Genomic DNA, 19,294 nt, shown 5'->3' with positions numbered 1-19,294 from the left:
CTGGCTTCCGCCGGCTGGCTTTTGCGGGCCGGCCCGCGGGTTCCGGGCAGCGCGGCCCGTCCTGGTTTCAGCTGGCTGTGCCGCGCAGGCGAGCCAGCAGCCATTGGTAGCCCAGGGCGCTCGCCACCACGATGACGGCGGCCAGCGCGAACAGGATCAGCAGCCGGCGGAAGGCATAATCGACCAGCGCCTCGCTGCGGGCCTGGGTGGTTTGGGTGATCCGCTCGGCCTGTGTTGCCAGGTTTTCGAAGGTGGCAGGGTTGAGCAGGGCCTGGAAGGTTTTCAGGGTTTCCGTCAGCCGCAGGGCCATGCGGTTGATCTCCAGCGCCGTCGCGGCGTAATCCTTGATTTCGAAGGGTGGCGAATCGGGATTCGAAGGCATCCGCTCCAGATGCCCGAGAATGTCGTCGAAGGCTTTCAGGGCCTGGTCCGTCGAGGACGCCATCTGCTTGCCCTCGGCAAGCGTGGCGGCGAAATTGCGCGACAGATCGCCCAGACCGCGCTGCTCCGCGTGCAGGGCGCTGACCAGCTTCTCGCGCTCGGAACTGACCAGCCCCGGCATCTGCTCCAGGGTACGGCTGAGGCGGTCGCTGGCGGTGGCGATCTGGGTCGAATTGGCGATGACCTGCTCCACTTCGGGGGTGGAGGTGGAACGCATGGCGAGGAGTTCCATCTGCCACTGGATCAGTTGCGGCATGCGCTGGCCGATGAACAGGGCCCGCTCGGCGAAAAGCCGGGTTTCCGTGAGTTCGCGAGTGGCCGGATCGAGCCCTGCCAGGGGATCAAGATCCAGCAGGGCAAAGACACTGGAGGGGAGCGATGAGTTCCTGGCTTCGCGGCTGCTGCGGGTAACCTCGTTGACCAGCGAATTGCTGGCGAAGGCTTCCAGCTGACCCGAGGCATTGGCGACGTTCTTGCGCCACTGGTGGATGGCCCCGCGCAGTTCAGCCTGCATCTGTGGCTTCAGCACCCGGTTGGCGATGTTCCAGATTTCCTCCTCGCGAGCCTCCAGGGATTGCAGAGCCGGTTCGGCGGAAACGCCGTAGACCTTGGGCAACCAGTAATCCTGGACGCGCCAGCGGGCGACGGAGGCGAATACGGTGAGACCGACCAGGTTGGCAAGGGCATTGGAGCCGGTGGCCAGGCCATAGACATCGCTGGCCAGCGTGACCTTGATGGTCAGCAGTTCCTGCCGCGGGATGGGTTTGCCGTCGCGCTGCAGCATCTCCACGCCCTTGGAGGTGGAGGCCACGAAGTTGTCGGCGAAGCGCAGCATGTCTTCCTGCAGGTCGATGGGGTCGACCGGCTCGGTGGTTTCCCCGCCCGGCAGGACGGCCTCGACCGCGCGGAAAGGCAGGTCGACCGTGGTCTGGACCAGCGAGCAGCCGGACAGGCCGACCAGCAGGGTCAGCACCGCAACCCATGCCGAAAGCCCAGCGCGGGCGAACAGGCCAGATGTCGACATCATCGCGGGGAAAGTCACCTCATGTCACCCTGGGGCGTCGCACGTCGCCTGCGATTGTAGCCTTGCCGTGTTCGTGTGCCAGTCACCGCAGTGTCATTGATAATGCCTCGGGATGCGCAACTGGATGCAGGCGCCATGCGGCCGGTTGTCGCCCAGCTGCATCTGCCCGCCCAGCTCCCGCACGAAGCGCTGCACCATGGCCAGGCCCAGCCCGGTGCCGCCGGGCTTGCCGGTCACGAAGGCGCGCACGCCATTGTTCAATATCTGGGGACTGAATCCCGGGCCGTTGTCGCAGACCTTGAGCACGAGCCAGGATGGGTCCACCGCCTCGACCGAAATGACGATGCTGCCCGTCTGCCTGCCGATGGCCTGGGCGGCGTTGATGACCAGGTTGAGCAGGCACTGGCGGATGCGGTTTTCCGGCAGTTGACAGACGATGCCCGGCGGCGCGTCGATCTGTAGCCGGATTTCCGGCGGAATCTGATAGCGCAGCAGGGAAACCAGGTTGTGGATCATGGCCGACAGGTCGAAGGCCGTAACCGGGGCGGGCGTGTGCTTGCTGAGATCCAGCAGCTCGTTGAGCAGCCGGCCCATGCGTTTCAGCTCCTCGATGATCAGGCCGACCCTCTGGCTCTGGTCGGTGTCGGTGATTTCCCGTGCCAGGTTGGCGCAGCTCATCTGGATGCCGGCCAGGGGGTTGCGCAGCTCGTGGGCGATGCCCGCGGCCAGTTCGCCGACAGCCGCCAGCTTTTCGTTGCGCGAGAGGTCGGTCTGTTGCTCCAGCAGGGTCTGGGTAGCCTCGCGCACCTCGGCTTCCAGCGATTCGGCGTAATGCCGCTTGGTTTCCTCCAGTTCGCCCAGGTGGCGGACCATGAGGTTGTAGCTGCGGAATACCGGCATCAGCAGCGGATCGATATTGTGTGTGTCGATCGGCCGGTAATCCTCCTTGGCCAGCCGCAGCAGCAGCTTTTGCAGATCCTTCAGCGGCGCGAGGATGCGATAGCGCAGGAAGATGCCGACCAGGACCAGCAGCGCCAGCACGGTGGCGAAGACCAGGGCGATCTCGGTGCGGGTGGACTGGCCGATGTCCTCCAGCAGGGCCTCCCGGTTGAGGGTCTCGGCCTCCATGATGCCGCTGGTGATGTTGAGTGCCGCCAGCAGCTGCGCTTCCTGCTCCTCCAGCGAGGCGGTCGCGTCGGTGAAGTCGCGGATGCTGGCCTGCAGTTCCCTGAGCTTGGCTGGCGTTTCCGGCGCGACATGGTAGTCGTTCCGCCCCAGATCCATGATTTCCGCCGTCAGCCGTGTCAGGCGATGACCTTGCAGTTCGCGATTCTCGGAGATGAAGTAGTCGGTCAGGGAAGACTGGATGTCCGTGGCTACCTGCTGGATGCGGTGCGCATAGGTGACGTAGGCGCGCATGGTTTCCAAGCGGTCGAAATTGCGCCAGATCATGCCGCCGAGCAGGGACAGCACCAGCAGCAGCAGCAGCAGTACCGCCCAGACGCGCAGCTGGGCGTAGCGATAGGGGAAATCTTTCAAGGACAAGACCCGGAGTCAAGGCAATGCCGCCATTATAGGCAGGCCGTTCCATGCCTTGCCGGGCCGGTGGCTCAGCCGGAAGTTTCGGGCAAGGGGCGTGGGTGATGGTGGCGGTAAAAAGCCAGGGTTTTCTCGATGACCTCGTACAGGTGCAATTGCTCCTCGGCGGCGATTTCCCGCAGCAGCTGGTCCGTTTCGCCGCTCAGCTTGACGTTGAGCTGGTGAATACGGTCCGTATGGTGTTTGGATTGGGTGATCCAGGAGCGTGAAACCGGTCTTTTCATGCTGGCTTTGTTCACGGTATGCAGGTGCTAGTTTGGGTCAGGCCTTGGCCTTGCGCCGCAAGGCCAGAGGGTGATCGGAATAGCTCAGGTGCTGGTCAAGGCCCTTGATCAGGCAGCGGCCGCCGTGGGCGTTGTAATCGCGACGGTAATTCTCGATGAAATCCATCACCGTATGGCAGATGAGCGAAGCGTCCGCCAGGTCGAACACCACGGTCTTGCCGGCCGGCAGATCGGCCAGCGCGCTCTTGAGGCCGATGAAATTGGAAAAAATCGCTGCCCCATGCACCTGGACCCGGATTTCATCGGTTGACGACCGGTCGATCACATAGGAAATCCGCAGCAGGTTACCGGGCTTTACGCCATGCGCCAGATGCAGGATCAGCTCGGCCAGGATGCCCAGCAGGACGCCGAACAGCAGATCCGTCGCCAGCACGCCAATGATGGTGATGACGAAGATGGCCAGCTGCTCGGGGCCGATGTCCATGGTCTTGGCGAACTCCCTCGGCGAGGCCAGCCGGAAGCCGGTATAGACCAGCAGGGCGGCCAGCGAAGCCAGCGGGATTTCATGGATCAGTCCCGGGAAAACGATGACGAAAAAGGCCAGAAAGCTGCCATGGAAGAAATTCGCCCAGCTGGTGCGGGCACCGTTGGCGATGTTGGCCGATGAACGGACGATTTCCGCGATCATCGGCAGTCCGCCAACCAGCCCGGACAGGAGGTTGCCGATGCCGATCGCGGTCAGATCGCGGTTGAGGTCGGAGTGGCGGTTCCAGGGATCGAGCCGGTCCACGGCGGTGGCGCTGAGCAGCGTTTCCAGGCTGCCGACCAGGCAGATGGAGACCACCGCGCCCCAGAAGGCGCCGGTCCCGAGCTTGCCGAAGTCCGGCCAGTAGAAGCTGCCGAGAACGTTGTCCGGGATGCTGACGAGGAATTTCGGTCCCACCGTGTAGGCATGGTGCGGCAGGAAGGCCTGGTCCGGCATGAACATGTAGACATGCTCGTGGTCGAGATCGAAGTAGCGCTCCAGCAGCATGCCGACGCCGACCACCACCAGTGGCGCGGGGATCATCTTCAGGCGCCGATTCCTGACCATCGACCACAGGATCAGGATGGCCAGCCCGCTGAAGCCGATGATGGCGATTTCCGGGTTGAGGCTGGCCAGACTGTGCGGGATTTCGCCGATGGTGCCCAGAATCTCGCTGCTTTCCGGCTTGACGCCGAGCATGACGTGAATCTGCTTGGCCATGATGATGATGCCGATGGCCGCCAGCATGCCGTGCACCACCGAGGACGGGAAGAAAACATTCAGACGGCCCGCCTTCAGCAGGCCCAGCAGGATCTGGAAGCCGCTGGCCACGACGATGGCCGCCAGCGTGTAGCGGTAGCCGGCCATGGGATCGCCTTCGCCCAGCGACTGCACGGCCGCCAGGATGACGACGATCAGCCCGGCCGCCGGTCCGTTGATGGTCACATGGGAGCCGCTGAAGCGGGACACGATCATGCCGCCGATCACCGCGCCGATGATGCCGCTCATCGGCGGAAAGCCCGAGGCCATGGCGATGCCCAGGCAGAGCGGCAGGGCGATCAGGAAGACCAGGAAACCGGCGACGACATCGGCGCGCCAGTTGTCCCGTAAACCCGCAAGACCGGTCTTGGGCGGCGCGACAGGGTGGAGAGTGGCCATAAGGTATTCACGCAAGGTAAGGATGGTTATCCTTCATGCCAGCTTCATGCCAACGTCAGGCATCGTTCAAGCCGTTGATTTGGCCGCGTCGATGGCCGGAGGCGGTGGTTTTCACCGCCCCTGGCGTGGTGGAAAACCACCGCATTCCGCCGCCGGGCCAGGGGATGGCAACGGCCGGCCGGCGTTGCGCCGGGACGACTCCGTTACAATCAACCCTCCGGCAGCCGACTGCCAGCCCTGCAGCGAGACATGGACGCGCGCTATCTCCCCCGCGATTTCATCGAGACACCGGATGGCCTGCTGTTCGCCGTTGTCGACCAGCGGCTCGATGACGGCCGTGTGCCCTGTTTTCTCCGTTACCGGCGCGCGGGCGGCCGGCTCATCAAGCTGGACACCGCTGCCGCGCAGGACTGGCTGATGGCACACGCGCCGCGGTACCGTTACGACTCCGAACGTCTGGCAACGACCCTGCATGGGGTGAGACCGATGGACATCGCCTGCCACCATCGCCCCCGGGCGCGAGTGGCTTCACTCATGCGGCAGGGTCCGCGGGGTACCATCGAAACCCGTGCCCTGCAGGTGCTGACGATGCTGGTCGAGGGCGGCCTTGCCGCCAGCCGGGTGGGCCTGACCGGTTCCCTGCTGATCGGCGCGCAGCATGCGGCATCCGACATCGATTTCGTGTTCTACCAGCGGGAGGCCTTCCATCGGGCCCGCGCCATCGTCGGCGAGGCCATTGCCGGCGGGCGGCTGGCCGAACTCGATCCGGACGCCTGGCGGGCGGCCTACGCGCGGCGCGGCTGTGAACTCGGCTTCGACGAGTACCTCTGGCATGAGCGCCGCAAGTGCAACAAGGGGCTGTGCCAGGGTGTGAAGTTCGACCTTACCCTGGTTGCGCTCGACGGCAGCGACCGGCCGGGCTCGATGCCGGCGCGGAAGCTCGGGGCCGTGCGGTTCGATGCCGTCGTCACCGATGCGACGGGCGCGTTCGATTTTCCCGCCCGCTATCGGCTGGATCACCCCGACATCGCCGAGGCCTGGAGCTTCACGCAGACCTACGCGGGGCAGGCGTTGCCGGGCGAGCGGGTGGAAATCGCCGGCCAGCTGGAGGAGACGAGCGGGGATCGGCGGCGCGTCATCGTCGGTTCCTCCCGGGAGGCGCGCGGCGAATACATCCGGGTCAAGGCACCGATATCGCGTCCGGGCGATACCGAAACGGCGAAGCCGGCATGACCGCCCTGCCGCCCTTCGACGCCATCCTGCTCGACATGGATGGCCTGCTGCTGGATTCCGAATCCACCTACTGCGAGGCCTGGCGGCTGGCCGCCGCCGAACTTGGCCATCGCCTTGAGCCGGATTTTCTGGAGAGCCTGTTCGGCCGCCACGCCGACGACGTGGTGAGCGCATTGTCGGCGGCGCTGGGGCCGGCCTTCCGGCGGGATGTCTTTTTCCGGGCTGCGGAAGCGGTCTGGTTCAGATCGGTCGAAAGCGCGGGCATTCCCTGCATGCCGGGCGCGAGGGAATTGCTGTCCTGGATGAAGGTGCAGCATCGACCCTATGCCGTTGCCACCAACAGCGATGGCCCGTATGCAAGCTATTGCCTGCAACAGGGCGGTCTGGCGGGGGAATTCCCGGTCGTCGTGACCCGCGACCAGGTGGCGCGCGGCAAACCTGAACCGGATGTCTACCTCGAGGCGGCGCGCCGGCTGGGCGTCAGGCCGCAACGATGTCTGGTGCTGGAGGATTCCGAGACCGGTCTCCAGGCCGCCCGTGCGGCCCGCGCCTGTCCCGTTCTCGTCCAGCGCAGGGCCGATTTGCGCGCCAGCATGCAGCACCTGGCGTCATTCGCCTTTCCGTCCCTGCACGCCTTGCTGGCGATGTTGGAATCCGCCTGAGACAAGGCGTCAGGCCGCCATCATGTCCTTGCCCGGGTTTGCGTGGGCGAGGGTTGGCGTCGATACCGAAGCGCGCGATCGGCAGGGGGCCGACCCGACCGGCGGATCAGCCCCCTGCCGCGAAGGTTATTCAGGCTTAGGCTCGCTGCCGATGAATTGCGGCAGCAACACGCTGTCGATGATCCAGACGATGCCGTTGCTGGCGCGGACCGCTTGGCAGCTGACATTCGACTGGTTGATCTGCGGGCCTTTCTCGCCGTAGTTGAAGAAGACGGTTTGACCTTCCTCCGTCGCAATCTCGACCGGCAATACGGCACGTCTCGGGTCCAAAATGCCGGGCGATACGTGATAGGTGAGAACCTCGGTCAGCAGGGGTATATCTGATCCAATGGCGGACAGGAGAGATGCTGGAATCTTCCCGAAAGCTGCGTCTGTCGGCGCATATACCGTGAAGGGGCCTTTACCTTGTAGGGTTCCTACAAGTCCAGCTGAGGTGACAAGGGTTTTTAAGGTATCAAAGTCCTGATTATTTGAAACAAGATCGACTATCGAGCCGGGATAATTGATCGGCGCTTGCTTGAGGCATTTGAAGTAGCCGAGCCCCAGACCGAATGCCTGGGCCTGCGATCCGAACAGGGCGGTGGACAGCGCGAATGCCGCCAGGGATTTCCCAAGTATCTTATAAGCTTTCATATCTACTCCAATGTCTTGATAGATGGATGGTTTGCTGTAAAAAGCATAGCCTAGGATGGCGGAAGTGAAAATAAGTTCGCGCGCCGGAACCCAGCCAAAATCAGGCCATTTCATCGCGGGTGGTCCGGCTTGATGGTAGTATCGGCAGCAATGATCACGTTAATGGTATGAGTATCTTGATTTGTTCCTCGAGCTGATCTTGCGTTTAATCACCCATGACATATCACGACCTGCGCGATTTCATCCGTCATCTGGAGACCCTTGGCGAACTCAAGCGCATCGCCTACGCGGCGGACCCGCATCTCGAAATCACCGAAATCTGCGACCGTACCCTCCAGGCCGCGGGGCCGGCCTTGTTGTTCGAGCATCCCAAGGGCCATGACGTGCCGTTGCTGGGCAACCTGTTCGGCACGCCCCGGCGGGTGGCGCTGGGCATGGGGCAGGACTCCGTGATGGCGCTGCGGGAGGTTGGCCGGCTGCTGGCCTTCCTCAAGGAGCCGGAGCCGCCCAAGGGTTTCCGCGACATGTTCGACAAGCTGCCGCTGTTCAGGCAGGTGCTGAACATGCCGGCCCGGGTCGTGCGCAAGCCGCCCTGTCAGGAGGTGGTGCTGGCGGGGTCCGACATCGACCTCGGTCGCTACCCGATCCAGACCTGCTGGCCGGGCGATGCCGGGCCGCTGATCACCTGGGCGCTGGTGATTACCCGCGGGCCGCACAAGGAGCGGCAGAACCTCGGCATCTATCGCCAGCAGGTGATCGGTCGCAACAAGACCATCATGCGCTGGCTGGCCCACCGTGGTGGTGCGCTGGATTTTCGCGACTGGCAGGAAACCCGGCCGGGCGAGCCCTTCCCCGTGGCGGTGGCGCTGGGTGCCGATCCCGCCACCATCCTCGGCGCGGTCACGCCGGTGCCGGATACGCTGTCGGAATATGCCTTCGCCGGTCTGCTGCGCGGGTCGAAGACCGAGGTGGCCCAGTGCCTGACCTCTGACCTGCAGGTGCCGGCCGGCGCCGAGATCGTGCTGGAGGGCTTCCTGCATCCCGGCGAGATGGCGCCGGAAGGCCCGTTCGGCGACCATACCGGCTACTACAACGAGGTCGGCGAGTTCCCGGTCTTCACCATCGAGCGCATCACCCAGCGCGCCGATCCCATCTACCACAGCACCTACACCGGCCGGCCGCCGGACGAGCCAGCCGTGCTGGGCGTGGCGCTGAACGAGGTGTTCGTGCCCATCCTGCAGAAGCAGTTTCCGGAGATCGTCGACTTCTACCTGCCGCCCGAGGGCTGTTCCTACCGGCTGGCTGTGGTCAGCATCAAGAAGCAGTATCCCGGCCACGCCAAGCGTGTGATGGTCGGGGTCTGGGGCTTCCTGCGCCAGTTCATGTACACCAAGTTCGTCATTGTCGTGGACGACGACGTCGATGCCCGCAACTGGCGTGACGTGATCTGGGCGATCACCACGCGCATGGATCCGACCCGCGACCTGACGCTGATCGACAACACGCCCATCGATTATCTCGACTTCGCCTCGCCGGTCTCGGGCCTGGGTTCCAAGGCCGGCTTCGACGCCACCAACAAGTGGCCCGGCGAGACGAACCGCGAGTGGGGGCTGCCCATCGTCATGGACGCCGGCGTCAAGCAGCGGGTGGATGCCGTCTGGGACAGCCTCGGTCTCTGAGCCGCGGCCGCTGTTCGCGACGCCGGGTAACCTCGTCTTGCGGCGGGCGGGATCGTGTCGCCAGGGCCGTGCCGGGCAAATCCCGCAGCCGGATGGTTTCCGGCGCGCGGGCAACCGGTTCGCGCCAGCCTCCCGGTCCTCCGGCAGCGCGGTACCGGAAGACCGCCTGCTCATCGTCGGCCATGGGGTGCCGATGGGTGACCGGGGCGTCTGCCCGCCGGATTTGTCCCCGCCCCTCGCCCTCTTTCCCGGGAACCGCTGGCCTGCGGGACTTGCCGAAGCGGAAGGTGCCCCTGCGCCGGCCTCTCTTTTGCACCTTGTACTAGAATGACGAGAATCCTTCTCGTTTTCTCTCGCTACTTCTCCTCCTTCGATCATGCATCAATCCATAGCCCTGTTGCTCGCGCTGGCGCTGGTTTCGGCGCCGGCGCTCGCCACGTTGCCGCCCATGTCCGTGCATATCACGCCCGAACTCAGTGCGCGCATCCGTCTGGAGCCGGTCGAGGTCGTATCGCATACCGACGCCATCCGCCTGCCGGGGCGGGTGGCGCTGGACGAGCATCGGGTCGCCCGCATCGGTCCGGTCCTGAGCGGCCGGGTGGCCGAGGTCAGGGCCTTTATCGGCTGGCAGGTGAAGAAGGGTGACGTGCTCGCCGTCCTCAACAGCACCGAACTCAGCAACGCCCAGGCTGCCTATCTCAAGGCCAAGACCCAGGTAGGCCTGCAACGGCTGGCGGTAGACCGGGCACAGCGGCTGTTCGGCGAGGGCATCATCAGCAAGGCCACCCTGAAGGAGCGCGAGGGTGCGCTGGCCGAGGCGGAGGTGGAGCTGCGGGCACTGGCGGACCAGCTGGGCGTCATGGGCATGAGCGACACCGCCATCGAGCGGCTGGCCCAGAACGGTCAGATCAATTCCGTCACACCGGTGACCAGCACCATCGAGGGCACCGTGATCGAGCGGCATATCTCCGTCGGCCAGATTGCCGAGATTTCCGACGAGCTGTTCACGGTGGCCGATCTCTCGCGGGTCTGGGTGGTGGCCGAGGCGCCGGAGCAGGATGCCCATATCGTGCAGATGGACAGCCGGGTCGAGGTCAAGGTCTCGGCGCTGCCCAGGGAATCCTTCATCGGCAAGATCGTCTTCATCGCCGATACCGTCAAGCCGGAAACCCGCACGGTGACCATGCGCATGGAGGTCGACAACACCCATCGCAAGCTGAAGCCGGAGATGCTGGCCGACATGCTGATCAAGCGCCCGGCGGAGCGGGTGCTGATGCTGCCGTCGGCGGCGGTGGTGCGCGTCAATGATCAGGATCACGTGTTTGTCGCGGTCGCCAGCGATCGCGTCGAGCTGCGCCCGGTCAGCCTCGGCGAGGACAAGGAAGGTCAGCGGCGGGTGTTTGCGGGGCTGGCCGGCGGCGAGCGCATCGTGGTCGAGGGCGCGTTTCACCTGAACAACGTCCGCCTGCTGAAGGAACTGGAGTAGGCCGGTGATCGAGTCCATCGTCCGGGCGGCGCTCAACCAGCGCATCGTCGTCGCGGTCATCGCCCTGTGCCTGGTCGGTTTCGGCATCCTGCAGCTGAAGGAGCTGTCGGTCGATGCCTTTCCCGATGTCACCAACGTTCAGGTCCAGGTGGCGGCCGAGGCGCCCGGGCGGTCGCCGGAGGAAGTCGAGCGCTTCGTCACCGTGCCGCTGGAAATCGCCATGACCGGCCTGCCCGGCCTGGTGGAGATGCGCTCGGTCAACCGCAACTCGCTGTCGCAGATCGTGCTGGTGTTCACCGACGAGACAGACATCTATTTTGCCCGCCAGCTGGTGCTGGAGCGCTTGATCGAGGTGGGCTCGCGCATGCCCGAGGGCGTGACGCCGGTGCTGGGTCCGGTGTCGTCGGGTCTCGGCGAGGTCTATCAGTACACCCTGGAGCTGCCCAGCGACGGCGATCGGCCCCTGACCGACGCGGAGCTGACCGAGCGCCGCACCATCCAGGATTGGGTGGTGCGGCCGCTGCTGCGCGGCGTGCCGGGTGTCGCCGAGATCAACTCCATCGGCGGCTACGAACGCCAGTATCAGGTCCAGCCCGATCCGGACCGGCTGCGCCACTATGGCCTGACGCTGAAGGATGTCTACACGGCGTTGGCGCTCAACAACGCCAACAGCGGTGGCGGCAAGCTGCCGCATTACGACGAACAGTACCTGATTCGCGGCGTTGGCCTGATTCGTGGCGTCGAGGATATCGAGGACATCGTCCTCAAGGAATCCGGCGGCATCCCCATTCATGTCCATGATGTCGCCAAGGTCATGGTCGGCACGGCGGTACGCTCGGGGGCGGTGATCAAGAATGGCGTCACCGAATCGGTGGGCGGCATCGTGCTGATGTTCCGCGGCGGCAACGCCAAGCGCATCGTCAGCGACGTCAAGGCGCGGGTGGCGGAAATCAACCGCGAGGGCATGCTGCCCTACGACCTGCAGATCGTGCCGTTCTACGACCGCTCGGAACTGGTGGATGCCGCCATCCATACCGTCGGCAAGGTGCTCCTGGAGGGCATCGCGCTGGTCGTCGTCGTGCTGTTCGTCTTTCTCGGCGATATCCGCTCCAGCCTGATCGTGGTGGCGACGCTGATCATCACGCCTCTGTGCACCTTCATGGTGATGAACCACTACGGCATCTCGGCCAACCTGATGTCACTGGGCGGCCTGGCCATCGCCATCGGCATGATGGTGGATGGCTCGGTGGTGGTGGTGGAGAATGCCTTCAGCCATCTCGGCGAGCATGCCGCCAACGATCCCACCAGCAAGGGCCGCGTGCTGCTGCGGGCAACGCGGCAGGTCGGCACGCCGGTGGTGTTCGGGGTCGGCATCATCTGTCTGGTGTTCCTGCCCCTGATGACCCTGGAAGGCATCGAGGGCAAGCTGTTCGCCCCGCTGGCCTACACCATCGCCATCGCCCTGTTCATTTCGCTGATCGTCTCGCTGACACTGTCGCCGGTGTTGTGTTCCTATCTGCTCAAGGGGGGCGCCGAGCACGATACCTGGCTGATCGGCCTGTTGAAGCGACCCTATCTGGCCATGCTCGATTTCGCCCTGGGCCGGCCCAAGACGGTGATGCTGATGGCTCTGGCGTCGCTGGCAGGCAGCGTTGCCCTGGTCCCGTTCCTGGGCAGCTCGTTCATCCCGGAGATGATGGAGGGCAGCATCGTGCCGGGCGTCAACCGGGTGCCGAGCATGTCCCTGCAGGAGTCGATCAAGCTGGAATCGGAGGCCATGCGCCTGGTCAAGGAGGTTCCGGGCGTGGCCATGGTGGTGTCCCAGCTCGGCCGCAGCGAGAGCCCGACCGACCCGCAACCGGAGAACGAATCCACGCCCATCGCCACGCTGCTGCCGCGCGACCGGTTGCCCAAGGGCTGGGACCAGAACACGGTGATGGAGAAGATCCGCGAAAAGCTGGCGGTGCTGCCGGGCGTGCAGGTCGTGATGGCCCAGCCGATCTCCGACCGTGTCGACGAGATGGTGACCGGCGTCCGCTCCGATATCGCCGTCAAGGTGTTCGGCGATGATCTCGGCGAACTCAAGCGCGTCGCCGACGAGATCATCAAGGTGCTGAACACCATCCGGGGCGCCGCCGATGTCCGTGTCGAGCGCCTGAGCGGCCAGCAATACCTGACCATCGATATCGACCGCCGCGCCATCGCCCGCCATGGCATCAACGTGTCCGATGTCAACGACATCATCGAGGCGGCCATCGGCGGCCGGGTCAGCACGGAAGTTTACGAGGGCGAGCGGCGCTTCTCCGCCGTGGTGCGTTTCCCCGAGTCCTTCCGCAACAGCACCGAGGCCATCGGCCAGATCCTGCTCAAATCGCCCAACGGTGCCCTGGTGCGGCTGGAGGACCTGGCCAGGATCAGCGTGGTCGACGGCCCGGCCCAGATCAGCCGCGAAATGGCCAAGCGCCGCATCGTCATCGGCGCCAATGTGCGCGATCGCGACCTCGGCGGGTTCGTGGCCGAACTGCAGCAGGCCGTGGCCGACAGGGTGCCGCTGCCGGACGGCTATTTCCTCAAGTGGGGCGGCCAGTTCGAAAATCTGGAGCGTGCCACCAAGCGTCTGGCCATCATCATCCCGGTCACCATCGCGGCGATCTATTTCCTGCTGTTCATGCTGTTCAATTCGCTGCGCTTTGCCGGGCTGATCATTCTGGTGCTGCCGTTCGCCTCCATGGGCGGCATCTTCTCGCTGTTCATCACCGGCGAGTATCTGTCGGTGCCCGCCTCGGTCGGTTTCATCACCCTGTGGGGCATTGCCGTACTTAACGGCGTGGTACTGGTGTCCTATATCCGGGGCCTGCGCGAGGGTGGCAAGGGGCAGCAGGAATCGGTACGGCAGGGCTGCATCCAGCGCTTCCGGCCGGTGATGATGACGGCCACGGTGGCGATGCTGGGCCTGATTCCCTTCCTGTTCGCCACCGGGCCCGGTTCCGAGGTACAGCGGCCGCTGGCCATCGTGGTCATCGGCGGGCTCATCACCTCCACCCTGCTGACCCTGCTGGTGTTGCCGGCCCTGTACCGCTGGTTCGAGGAGCCGCGCTTGCGCTAGCCGTGCGCGGTGTCAGGACGCCGGTGGCATTAGCCGGGCCAGCTGGTCGATCATGGCCCCCAGGTCGACGGGCTTGCTGAGAAAGTCATCCGCTCCGGCGGACAGTGCGGCGTCGCGCTCCTCGATCAGCACGCCGGCGGTGAGGGCGATCACCTTCAGCCTGGCCCAGCGCGGATTCTCGCGAATGGCGCGGATGGCGGCCAGCCCATCCATGACCGGCATCTGGATGTCCATCAGCACGGCATCGAAGTCGCGCGCTTCGGCCGCCAGCCGGTCGAGGGCCGCCTGGCCGTGTTCGGCCAGGGCGACTTCGGCGCCCTCGCGCCGCAGGGCGCGTTCGACCACCAGTCGATTGATGGCGGCATCGTCGGCCACCAGCACGCGCAGCCCCCGCAGCCGCGTGCCCGATGACGGGATGGTAGCCTCGCTGTCGGCTGCGGATGTCCCGGGTACGGTCTGCGGGTGCTCAAAGAGCAATTCGAAACCGAATCGGCTGCCCCTGCCGAGGGTACTTGCAACAGTGATTTCGCCGCCCATCATGGCCACCAGCCGCTGGCTGATCGGCAGTCCGAGCCCGGTCCCGCCGTAGCGCCGACTGATGCTGGCATCGGCCTGGGCGAAGGGCGTGAAGATGCGGCGCAGCGATTCCGCGTCCATGCCGATGCCGGTATCGGCTACCTCGAAGCGCAACCGTGCCGAATGTGCGGTTTGGGTGAGGCACTGTACGCGGAGCACCACCTCACCCCGGTCGGTGAACTTGATGGCGTTGCCGACCAGGTTGTAGAGCACCTGCTTCAGCCGCAGGGCGTCGCCCAGGAGATCCGCCGGCAGGTCCGCCGGGGCTTCGAGGCGCAACGCCAGCCCTTTCAGGCGGGCATTGGCGGCCATGACGCTGATGATGTTCTGGAGTACCAGCCGCGGCTTGAAGGCCTGCCGCTCGAGTTGCAGCTGGCCGGCTTCGATCTTGGAGAGATCGAGTATCTCGTTGAGGATGCCCAGCATGGAGTGCCCGGCGGCCAGGATGTGCTCCACCATGTCGTGCTGGTCGGCGCTAAGGGTATCCTGCGCCAGCATCTGCGCCATGCCCAGCACGCCGTTCAGCGGTGTGCGGATTTCATGGCTCATGTGTGCCAGGAACCGCGACTTCGCCGCATTGGCTGTCTGCGCCTCGGCCGTGCGCTGGCTGACCTTCTCTTCCAGATCACGGTTCAGCGCCCGGATTTCCTCCTCCATGGCGCGCTGGGCGGTGATGTCCTGGGTGATGCCGGCCACCGCCTGCGGCCGGCCATCCTGCAGGTTGCAGGCGCGGCCCAGCGCCCTGATCCAGCGCCGGGTGCCATCCGGCTGGATGACCCGGTATTCCGCCGAATAGTCCTGTTGCGACTGCCGGGCTGCCTCCAGCAGCCGCGCGACATGCGCCCGGTCGTCGGGGTGCAGCGCGGAGTAGAAAAGTTCCAGGCTTGCCTCGATTCCCTCCGGTGCCGCCAGGTGCCGCCGGCAGGTTTGCGACCAATCCAGCCGGTTGGTCTGCAAGTCCCAATACCAGATGCCCAGGTCCGCACCCTGCGTGGCGATGCGCAGGCGCTCCTCGTCGCGACGCAATTTCTGCTCGGCCAGGTAATGCCGGGTGATGTCCTGGACCGTGCCAACCATGCGCAATGGCTGACCGTCCACGGCGTGGAGCAACGAACCCTGGCCGTTGAGGTAGCGCAGCTGGCCGTCCGTCAGCTGGCGGCGGAAGACGAGGGCCGGGGGACATTGACCGGCCAGGCAGCCGTGAATCCAGTCGTGCATCGAAGCGCGGTCCTCGGGATGCAACAGCGCCACGAAGCTCGCCACGTCGAGCTTGAACGAGGTCGGATCGACGCCGAAGATCCGGTAGGTTTCCTCGGACCAGCGGATCCTGCCATCCAGCTCGCACACCCAGCTGCCGATGTGAGCGATGGCCTGTGCTTCCGCCAGCTGCCGTTGCTGTTCGCTCAGAACACTCTCGACATGCTTGTGGTCGCTGATGTCCTTGATCATGCCATCCATGCGCAACGGCTGACCTGTCAAGCCATCCCGATGGACGTTGCCCCCGCCGAGCAGCCAGTGCTCGGAGCCGTCGGGCCAGATGACGCGGCATTCCCGCTCGTAGTGGCCGTCGCCGGCCAGAGCGGCTCGCACCGCCTGGTCGATGGACTCCCGGTCGTCGGGGTGTAGGCAGTCCAGGGCGCGACGGCAATCGATCCGTGTGCCGGGGGGCAGGCCAAGCAGCCGGTAGGTCTCCTTGGACCCGTACACGGTATCCGTCAGCATGTCCCACTGCCAGATGCCGATCTTGCCACTCTCGAGCGCCAGATGGAACCGCGATTCCGACCGCTTTTCCCGACTGATGTCCACGGTCAGCATCAGGTAGCCGCAGACCGCGTGCCGGTCATCCCGCCGCACGCGCACGAAGACCCGGGCCCAGGCTTCCTGACCCGCGCGGGTGCGATAGCGTTGCTGGGGAATCTCCGCGATGCTTGCCGGGTCGTCGGGATCGAGGAGGCTGCCCGGGTCCTGCCAATCCTCCGGAGCGATGAACTCCCGCAGCGCTTTCCCCAGCAGCGCGTTATCCTCATAGCCGAGAAAGCGGCCGCATGGATCGTTGACCCACCGGAAGCGCCATTCCGGGTCAAGCTCTGCGACCCCCAGACTGTCGCACACCAGCGCGGCCAGCTGCCACCAGTGACGATCCGTGCTGGGCGGGCGGCGAGTGGTCTGAGATTCCTGCATCCCGGTAGAGGCTGTATCTGAAGATGGAGTCTGGCCGCAATTGGCCTTATATCGTCGGCTGATAAATCAACGCCGAATGAACTTATGACACACCCGGGCCGCAACCCGCAAGAAAACCTGTGGCTTTGTCGGGATATTCATATAAATCAATAGCTTGTATCTATGTGCGGTATCATTCAAGGGTACGCTTCTGCGTCGGTATCGTCCCCGCCAGGCCACCCGTCGCGCCGCTCCCGCCATTCGCATGGCCACGTCCCCAGTGACCCCTGAATCTTCACCCTCTCGACGATGATGTTACGACGCGCTTTCTGGCTCCTCCTGCTGCTCGGTTTTGCCGCTGTCCTTCAGGCCGCCGCGCCAGCCGGCAGCAATGAAAGTTTCCCCTTGCCCCCGGTCAAGACCTGGCAGAAGACGCTGGAGGACATGGAGCGGCAGCTGGGTTCGGACGAGATCGCCGATTCGCACCTGCTGGGGCTGCGCGACGACCTGCAGACCCTGGTGAGCGCCATCCGTGAAGCCAGGGATGCGGCCGGGGCACGGCTGAAGCTGCTCAGGCACGACCTCGACGCGCTGGGTCCGCTGCCGGCGGATGGCGCACCTGCGGAGTCGGCCACCGTGGTGGCCAGCCGCAAGAAACTGGGTGACGCCATTTCGGAGGCCGAAGGCATCGCCAAGGAGGCGGACCTGCTCATGTCGCGGGCCGACCGCGCGGCCGAGACGATCAAGGTGATGCGCCGCAACCGTTTCGCCGAGCAGGCGCTGACGCGCAGCCTGTCACCACTCGACCCGGCCTTCTGGAGCAAATCCCTGCCGGAATGGGCGGCGCTCTGGGATACGGTCCACACCGGCCTGACCTCCGCCCTGCTGCAACAGGCCGAATCTTCGACAACCTTCGTGCCCGGCTCCCGGTTGCTGGCCGGTTTCGCCACGGCGCTGCTGCTGGCGTTTCCCGTCAAGCGCTGGATCATGCGGCGGCTGGGCCGCCTGCTGCCGACCCGCCGGCCCTCGGATGGCCAGCGCTTGCTGATCGCCCTGCTGTCCGGGTTGCTGAATGCCTGGTGGCCATCCCTGGCTGCGCTGGCCATCTACCTGAGCCTGACGGTGGACAACCTGCTGTCGCGGGACATGCAGGTACTGGCCAACCAGGCCCTGCTGGCGCTGATCACGGCCTCCCTGCTGGCCAGCTTTTCCGCCTCGGCGCTGCGGCCGCAGACGCCCAATCTGCGGCTGCTGGCCTTGCCGGATGCCAGCGCCCGGGTGATCGGGCGGGTGATTCACAGCCTGGCCGCGATATTCGCCTTCGATTATGTCGTCGGTCTGTTCCTGGCGCAGCAGGATGTGTCGGTGGAAGTCATCGCCAGCCAGAACCTGCTGTTCGGCGGGCTGGTGACGCTGGCCCTCGCAGCGCTTCTGCTGCCGCGGGTCTGGGCGCGGGATGGACAGTCGCAGCCGGGTGCCAGGGCCAGCTGGGGTTTGCTGCACACGCTGCTGGTGCTGGTGATCGTCGCGATTCCGCTATCGGCGTTGCTGGGCTACTCGGTGCTGTCGCGCCTGCTGGCCAGCCGGCTGGTCATCACCATCGGCCTGCTGGTGCTGACCTGGGTCTTGCAGCGGCTTGGCCAGGAACTGGCGAACCATCTCGTCGATGGCGACAGCCGCAGTGGGCGGTATTTGCGCCGGCACCTGGGATTGACCACCGACGGTGCCGAGATGCTGGGTTTCTGGGTCGGGCTGTCGCTCGGCGGCCTGCTGCTGCTGGCCGGCCTGCTGGGCCTGGTCGTGCTCTGGAGCCCCGACAAGCGCGATGCCTGGCTCTGGCTGGAACAGGTTTTCCGCAGTTTCAAGCTCGGCGGGATCACGATCTCGCTGGCGGACATCCTGCTGGGTCTGCTGCTGTTCGCAACCCTGCTGATGCTGACAAGGCTGCTGCAGGGCTCACTGGACCGGCGGCTGTTTCCGCATACGCGCCTGGACAGCGGCGTGCAGCACTCCATCCGTTCGGCACTGGGCTATGCCGGGTTCACCCTGGCGGCGATGGCCGGCATCTCGACCATGGGCATCGACCTGTCCAATCTGGCCATCATCGCCGGCGCCCTGTCGGTGGGCATCGGCTTCGGGCTGCAGAACATCGTCAACAATTTCGTTTCCGGCCTGATCCTGCTGATCGAGCGCCCGATCAAGGCCGGCGACTGGGTGGTGGTCGGCGATCATCAGGGGTATGTGCGCAAGATCAGCGTGCGGGCGACCGAGATCACCACCTTTGATCGGGCCTCGGTATTCATTCCCAACTCCAGCCTGATTTCCGGCGCGGTCATGAACCGGACCTATGCCGACAAGGTCGGCCGCGTGCTGCTGCCGTTAGGCATCGACTACCAGGCCGACCCCGAACTCGCGCGCGATACCCTGCTGACGCTGGCGCGGGCGAACCCCGCCGTGAAGGAGGTGCCGGCACCCGCGGTGATGATGACCGGCTTTGGCGAAAGCGCCATCAACCTGGAGCTGATCTGCTTCGTCCACGATGTGGACAAGGTGAAGTCCGTGACCAGCGACCTGTGCTTTGCCATCCACGCCGCATTCCGCGAGCGCGGCATCGCCATCCCCTTCCCGCAGCGGGAGCTCCGGCTGACCCTGGACGATGCCCAGTTGCAGCGCATCGTCGGGGCGGCGCAGGACTGACGGTCCGGCAGACCGGTTGTCCGCGCGCGG

12 protein-coding genes are annotated in these 19,294 nt (G+C 65.2%); 6 read left to right on the top strand and 6 right to left on the bottom strand.

Annotated features, from left to right (window positions below; all coding sequences use genetic code 11):
• Positions 1-67 precede the first annotated feature (67 nt).
• The 4 genes from ACH5N8_RS15640 to ACH5N8_RS15625 form a co-directional block, all read right to left on the bottom strand.
• Complete coding sequence (locus tag ACH5N8_RS15640; protein WP_460026134.1) at positions 68-1,468, bottom strand: hypothetical protein; 1,401 nt, start codon at positions 1,466-1,468, stop codon at positions 68-70.
• Positions 1,469-1,558: 90 nt separating this feature from the next.
• Entirely contained in the window at positions 1,559-3,010 is a 1,452-nt protein-coding gene (locus ACH5N8_RS15635) for a sensor histidine kinase (RefSeq protein WP_483282004.1), read from the bottom strand.
• Between the two features lie 65 nt (positions 3,011-3,075).
• Complete coding sequence (locus tag ACH5N8_RS15630; protein ID WP_460026132.1) at positions 3,076-3,288, bottom strand: hypothetical protein; 213 nt, start codon at positions 3,286-3,288, stop codon at positions 3,076-3,078.
• A 37-nt stretch (positions 3,289-3,325) separates the two neighbouring features.
• A complete protein-coding gene (locus ACH5N8_RS15625) occupies positions 3,326-4,972 on the bottom strand; it encodes a SulP family inorganic anion transporter (protein ID WP_483283205.1) in 1,647 nt (548 codons plus the stop codon).
• 249 nt (positions 4,973-5,221) lie between these two features.
• On the opposite strand from ACH5N8_RS15625, the gene ACH5N8_RS15620 reads away from it, so the two are divergent.
• On the top strand, positions 5,222-6,205 hold the full coding sequence (locus ACH5N8_RS15620) for a hypothetical protein (protein WP_460026130.1): 984 nt from the start codon (positions 5,222-5,224) through the stop codon (positions 6,203-6,205).
• Positions 6,202-6,867, top strand: coding sequence for an HAD family hydrolase (locus tag ACH5N8_RS15615; protein WP_483282003.1), 666 nt, complete (start codon positions 6,202-6,204; stop codon positions 6,865-6,867). Before ACH5N8_RS15620 ends, ACH5N8_RS15615 begins: the two co-directional genes overlap by 4 nt.
• 126 nt (positions 6,868-6,993) lie before the next feature.
• Here the strand turns inward: ACH5N8_RS15615 and ACH5N8_RS15610 are convergent, their stop codons facing one another.
• A complete protein-coding gene (locus tag ACH5N8_RS15610; RefSeq protein ID WP_483282002.1) occupies positions 6,994-7,674 on the bottom strand; it encodes a fasciclin domain-containing protein in 681 nt (226 codons plus the stop codon).
• 101 nt (positions 7,675-7,775) lie between these two features.
• Between ACH5N8_RS15610 and ubiD the strand changes: the two genes are divergently transcribed.
• The 3 genes from ubiD (at position 7,776) to ACH5N8_RS15595 (ending at position 13,831) form a co-directional block, all read left to right on the top strand.
• Positions 7,776-9,239 (top strand): 4-hydroxy-3-polyprenylbenzoate decarboxylase, encoded by a 1,464-nt coding sequence (gene ubiD / locus ACH5N8_RS15605; RefSeq protein WP_483282001.1) that lies wholly within the window; start codon positions 7,776-7,778, stop codon positions 9,237-9,239.
• A 376-nt stretch (positions 9,240-9,615) separates the two neighbouring features.
• Positions 9,616-10,725, top strand: coding sequence for an efflux RND transporter periplasmic adaptor subunit (locus tag ACH5N8_RS15600; RefSeq protein ID WP_483282000.1), 1,110 nt, complete (start codon positions 9,616-9,618; stop codon positions 10,723-10,725).
• Positions 10,726-10,729: 4 nt separating this feature from the next.
• On the top strand, positions 10,730-13,831 hold the full coding sequence (locus ACH5N8_RS15595) for an efflux RND transporter permease subunit (protein WP_483281999.1): 3,102 nt from the start codon (positions 10,730-10,732) through the stop codon (positions 13,829-13,831).
• 12 nt (positions 13,832-13,843) lie between these two features.
• Here ACH5N8_RS15595 and ACH5N8_RS15590 read toward each other — a convergent pair whose 3' ends face one another.
• Positions 13,844-16,588, bottom strand: coding sequence for a PAS domain-containing protein (locus ACH5N8_RS15590; protein ID WP_483281998.1), 2,745 nt, complete (start codon positions 16,586-16,588; stop codon positions 13,844-13,846).
• A 384-nt stretch (positions 16,589-16,972) separates the two neighbouring features.
• On the opposite strand from ACH5N8_RS15590, the gene ACH5N8_RS15585 reads away from it, so the two are divergent.
• Positions 16,973-19,264, top strand: a complete 2,292-nt coding sequence (locus ACH5N8_RS15585; protein ID WP_483281997.1) for a DUF3772 domain-containing protein — start codon at positions 16,973-16,975, stop codon at positions 19,262-19,264.
• Positions 19,265-19,294: the final 30 nt, after the last annotated feature.

It is taken from the genome of Methyloparacoccus sp. NF-16, from assembly GCF_056880625.1.
Note: the sequence above shows the minus strand (reverse complement) of the source record. Positions and strands in the feature narration are given on the sequence as shown.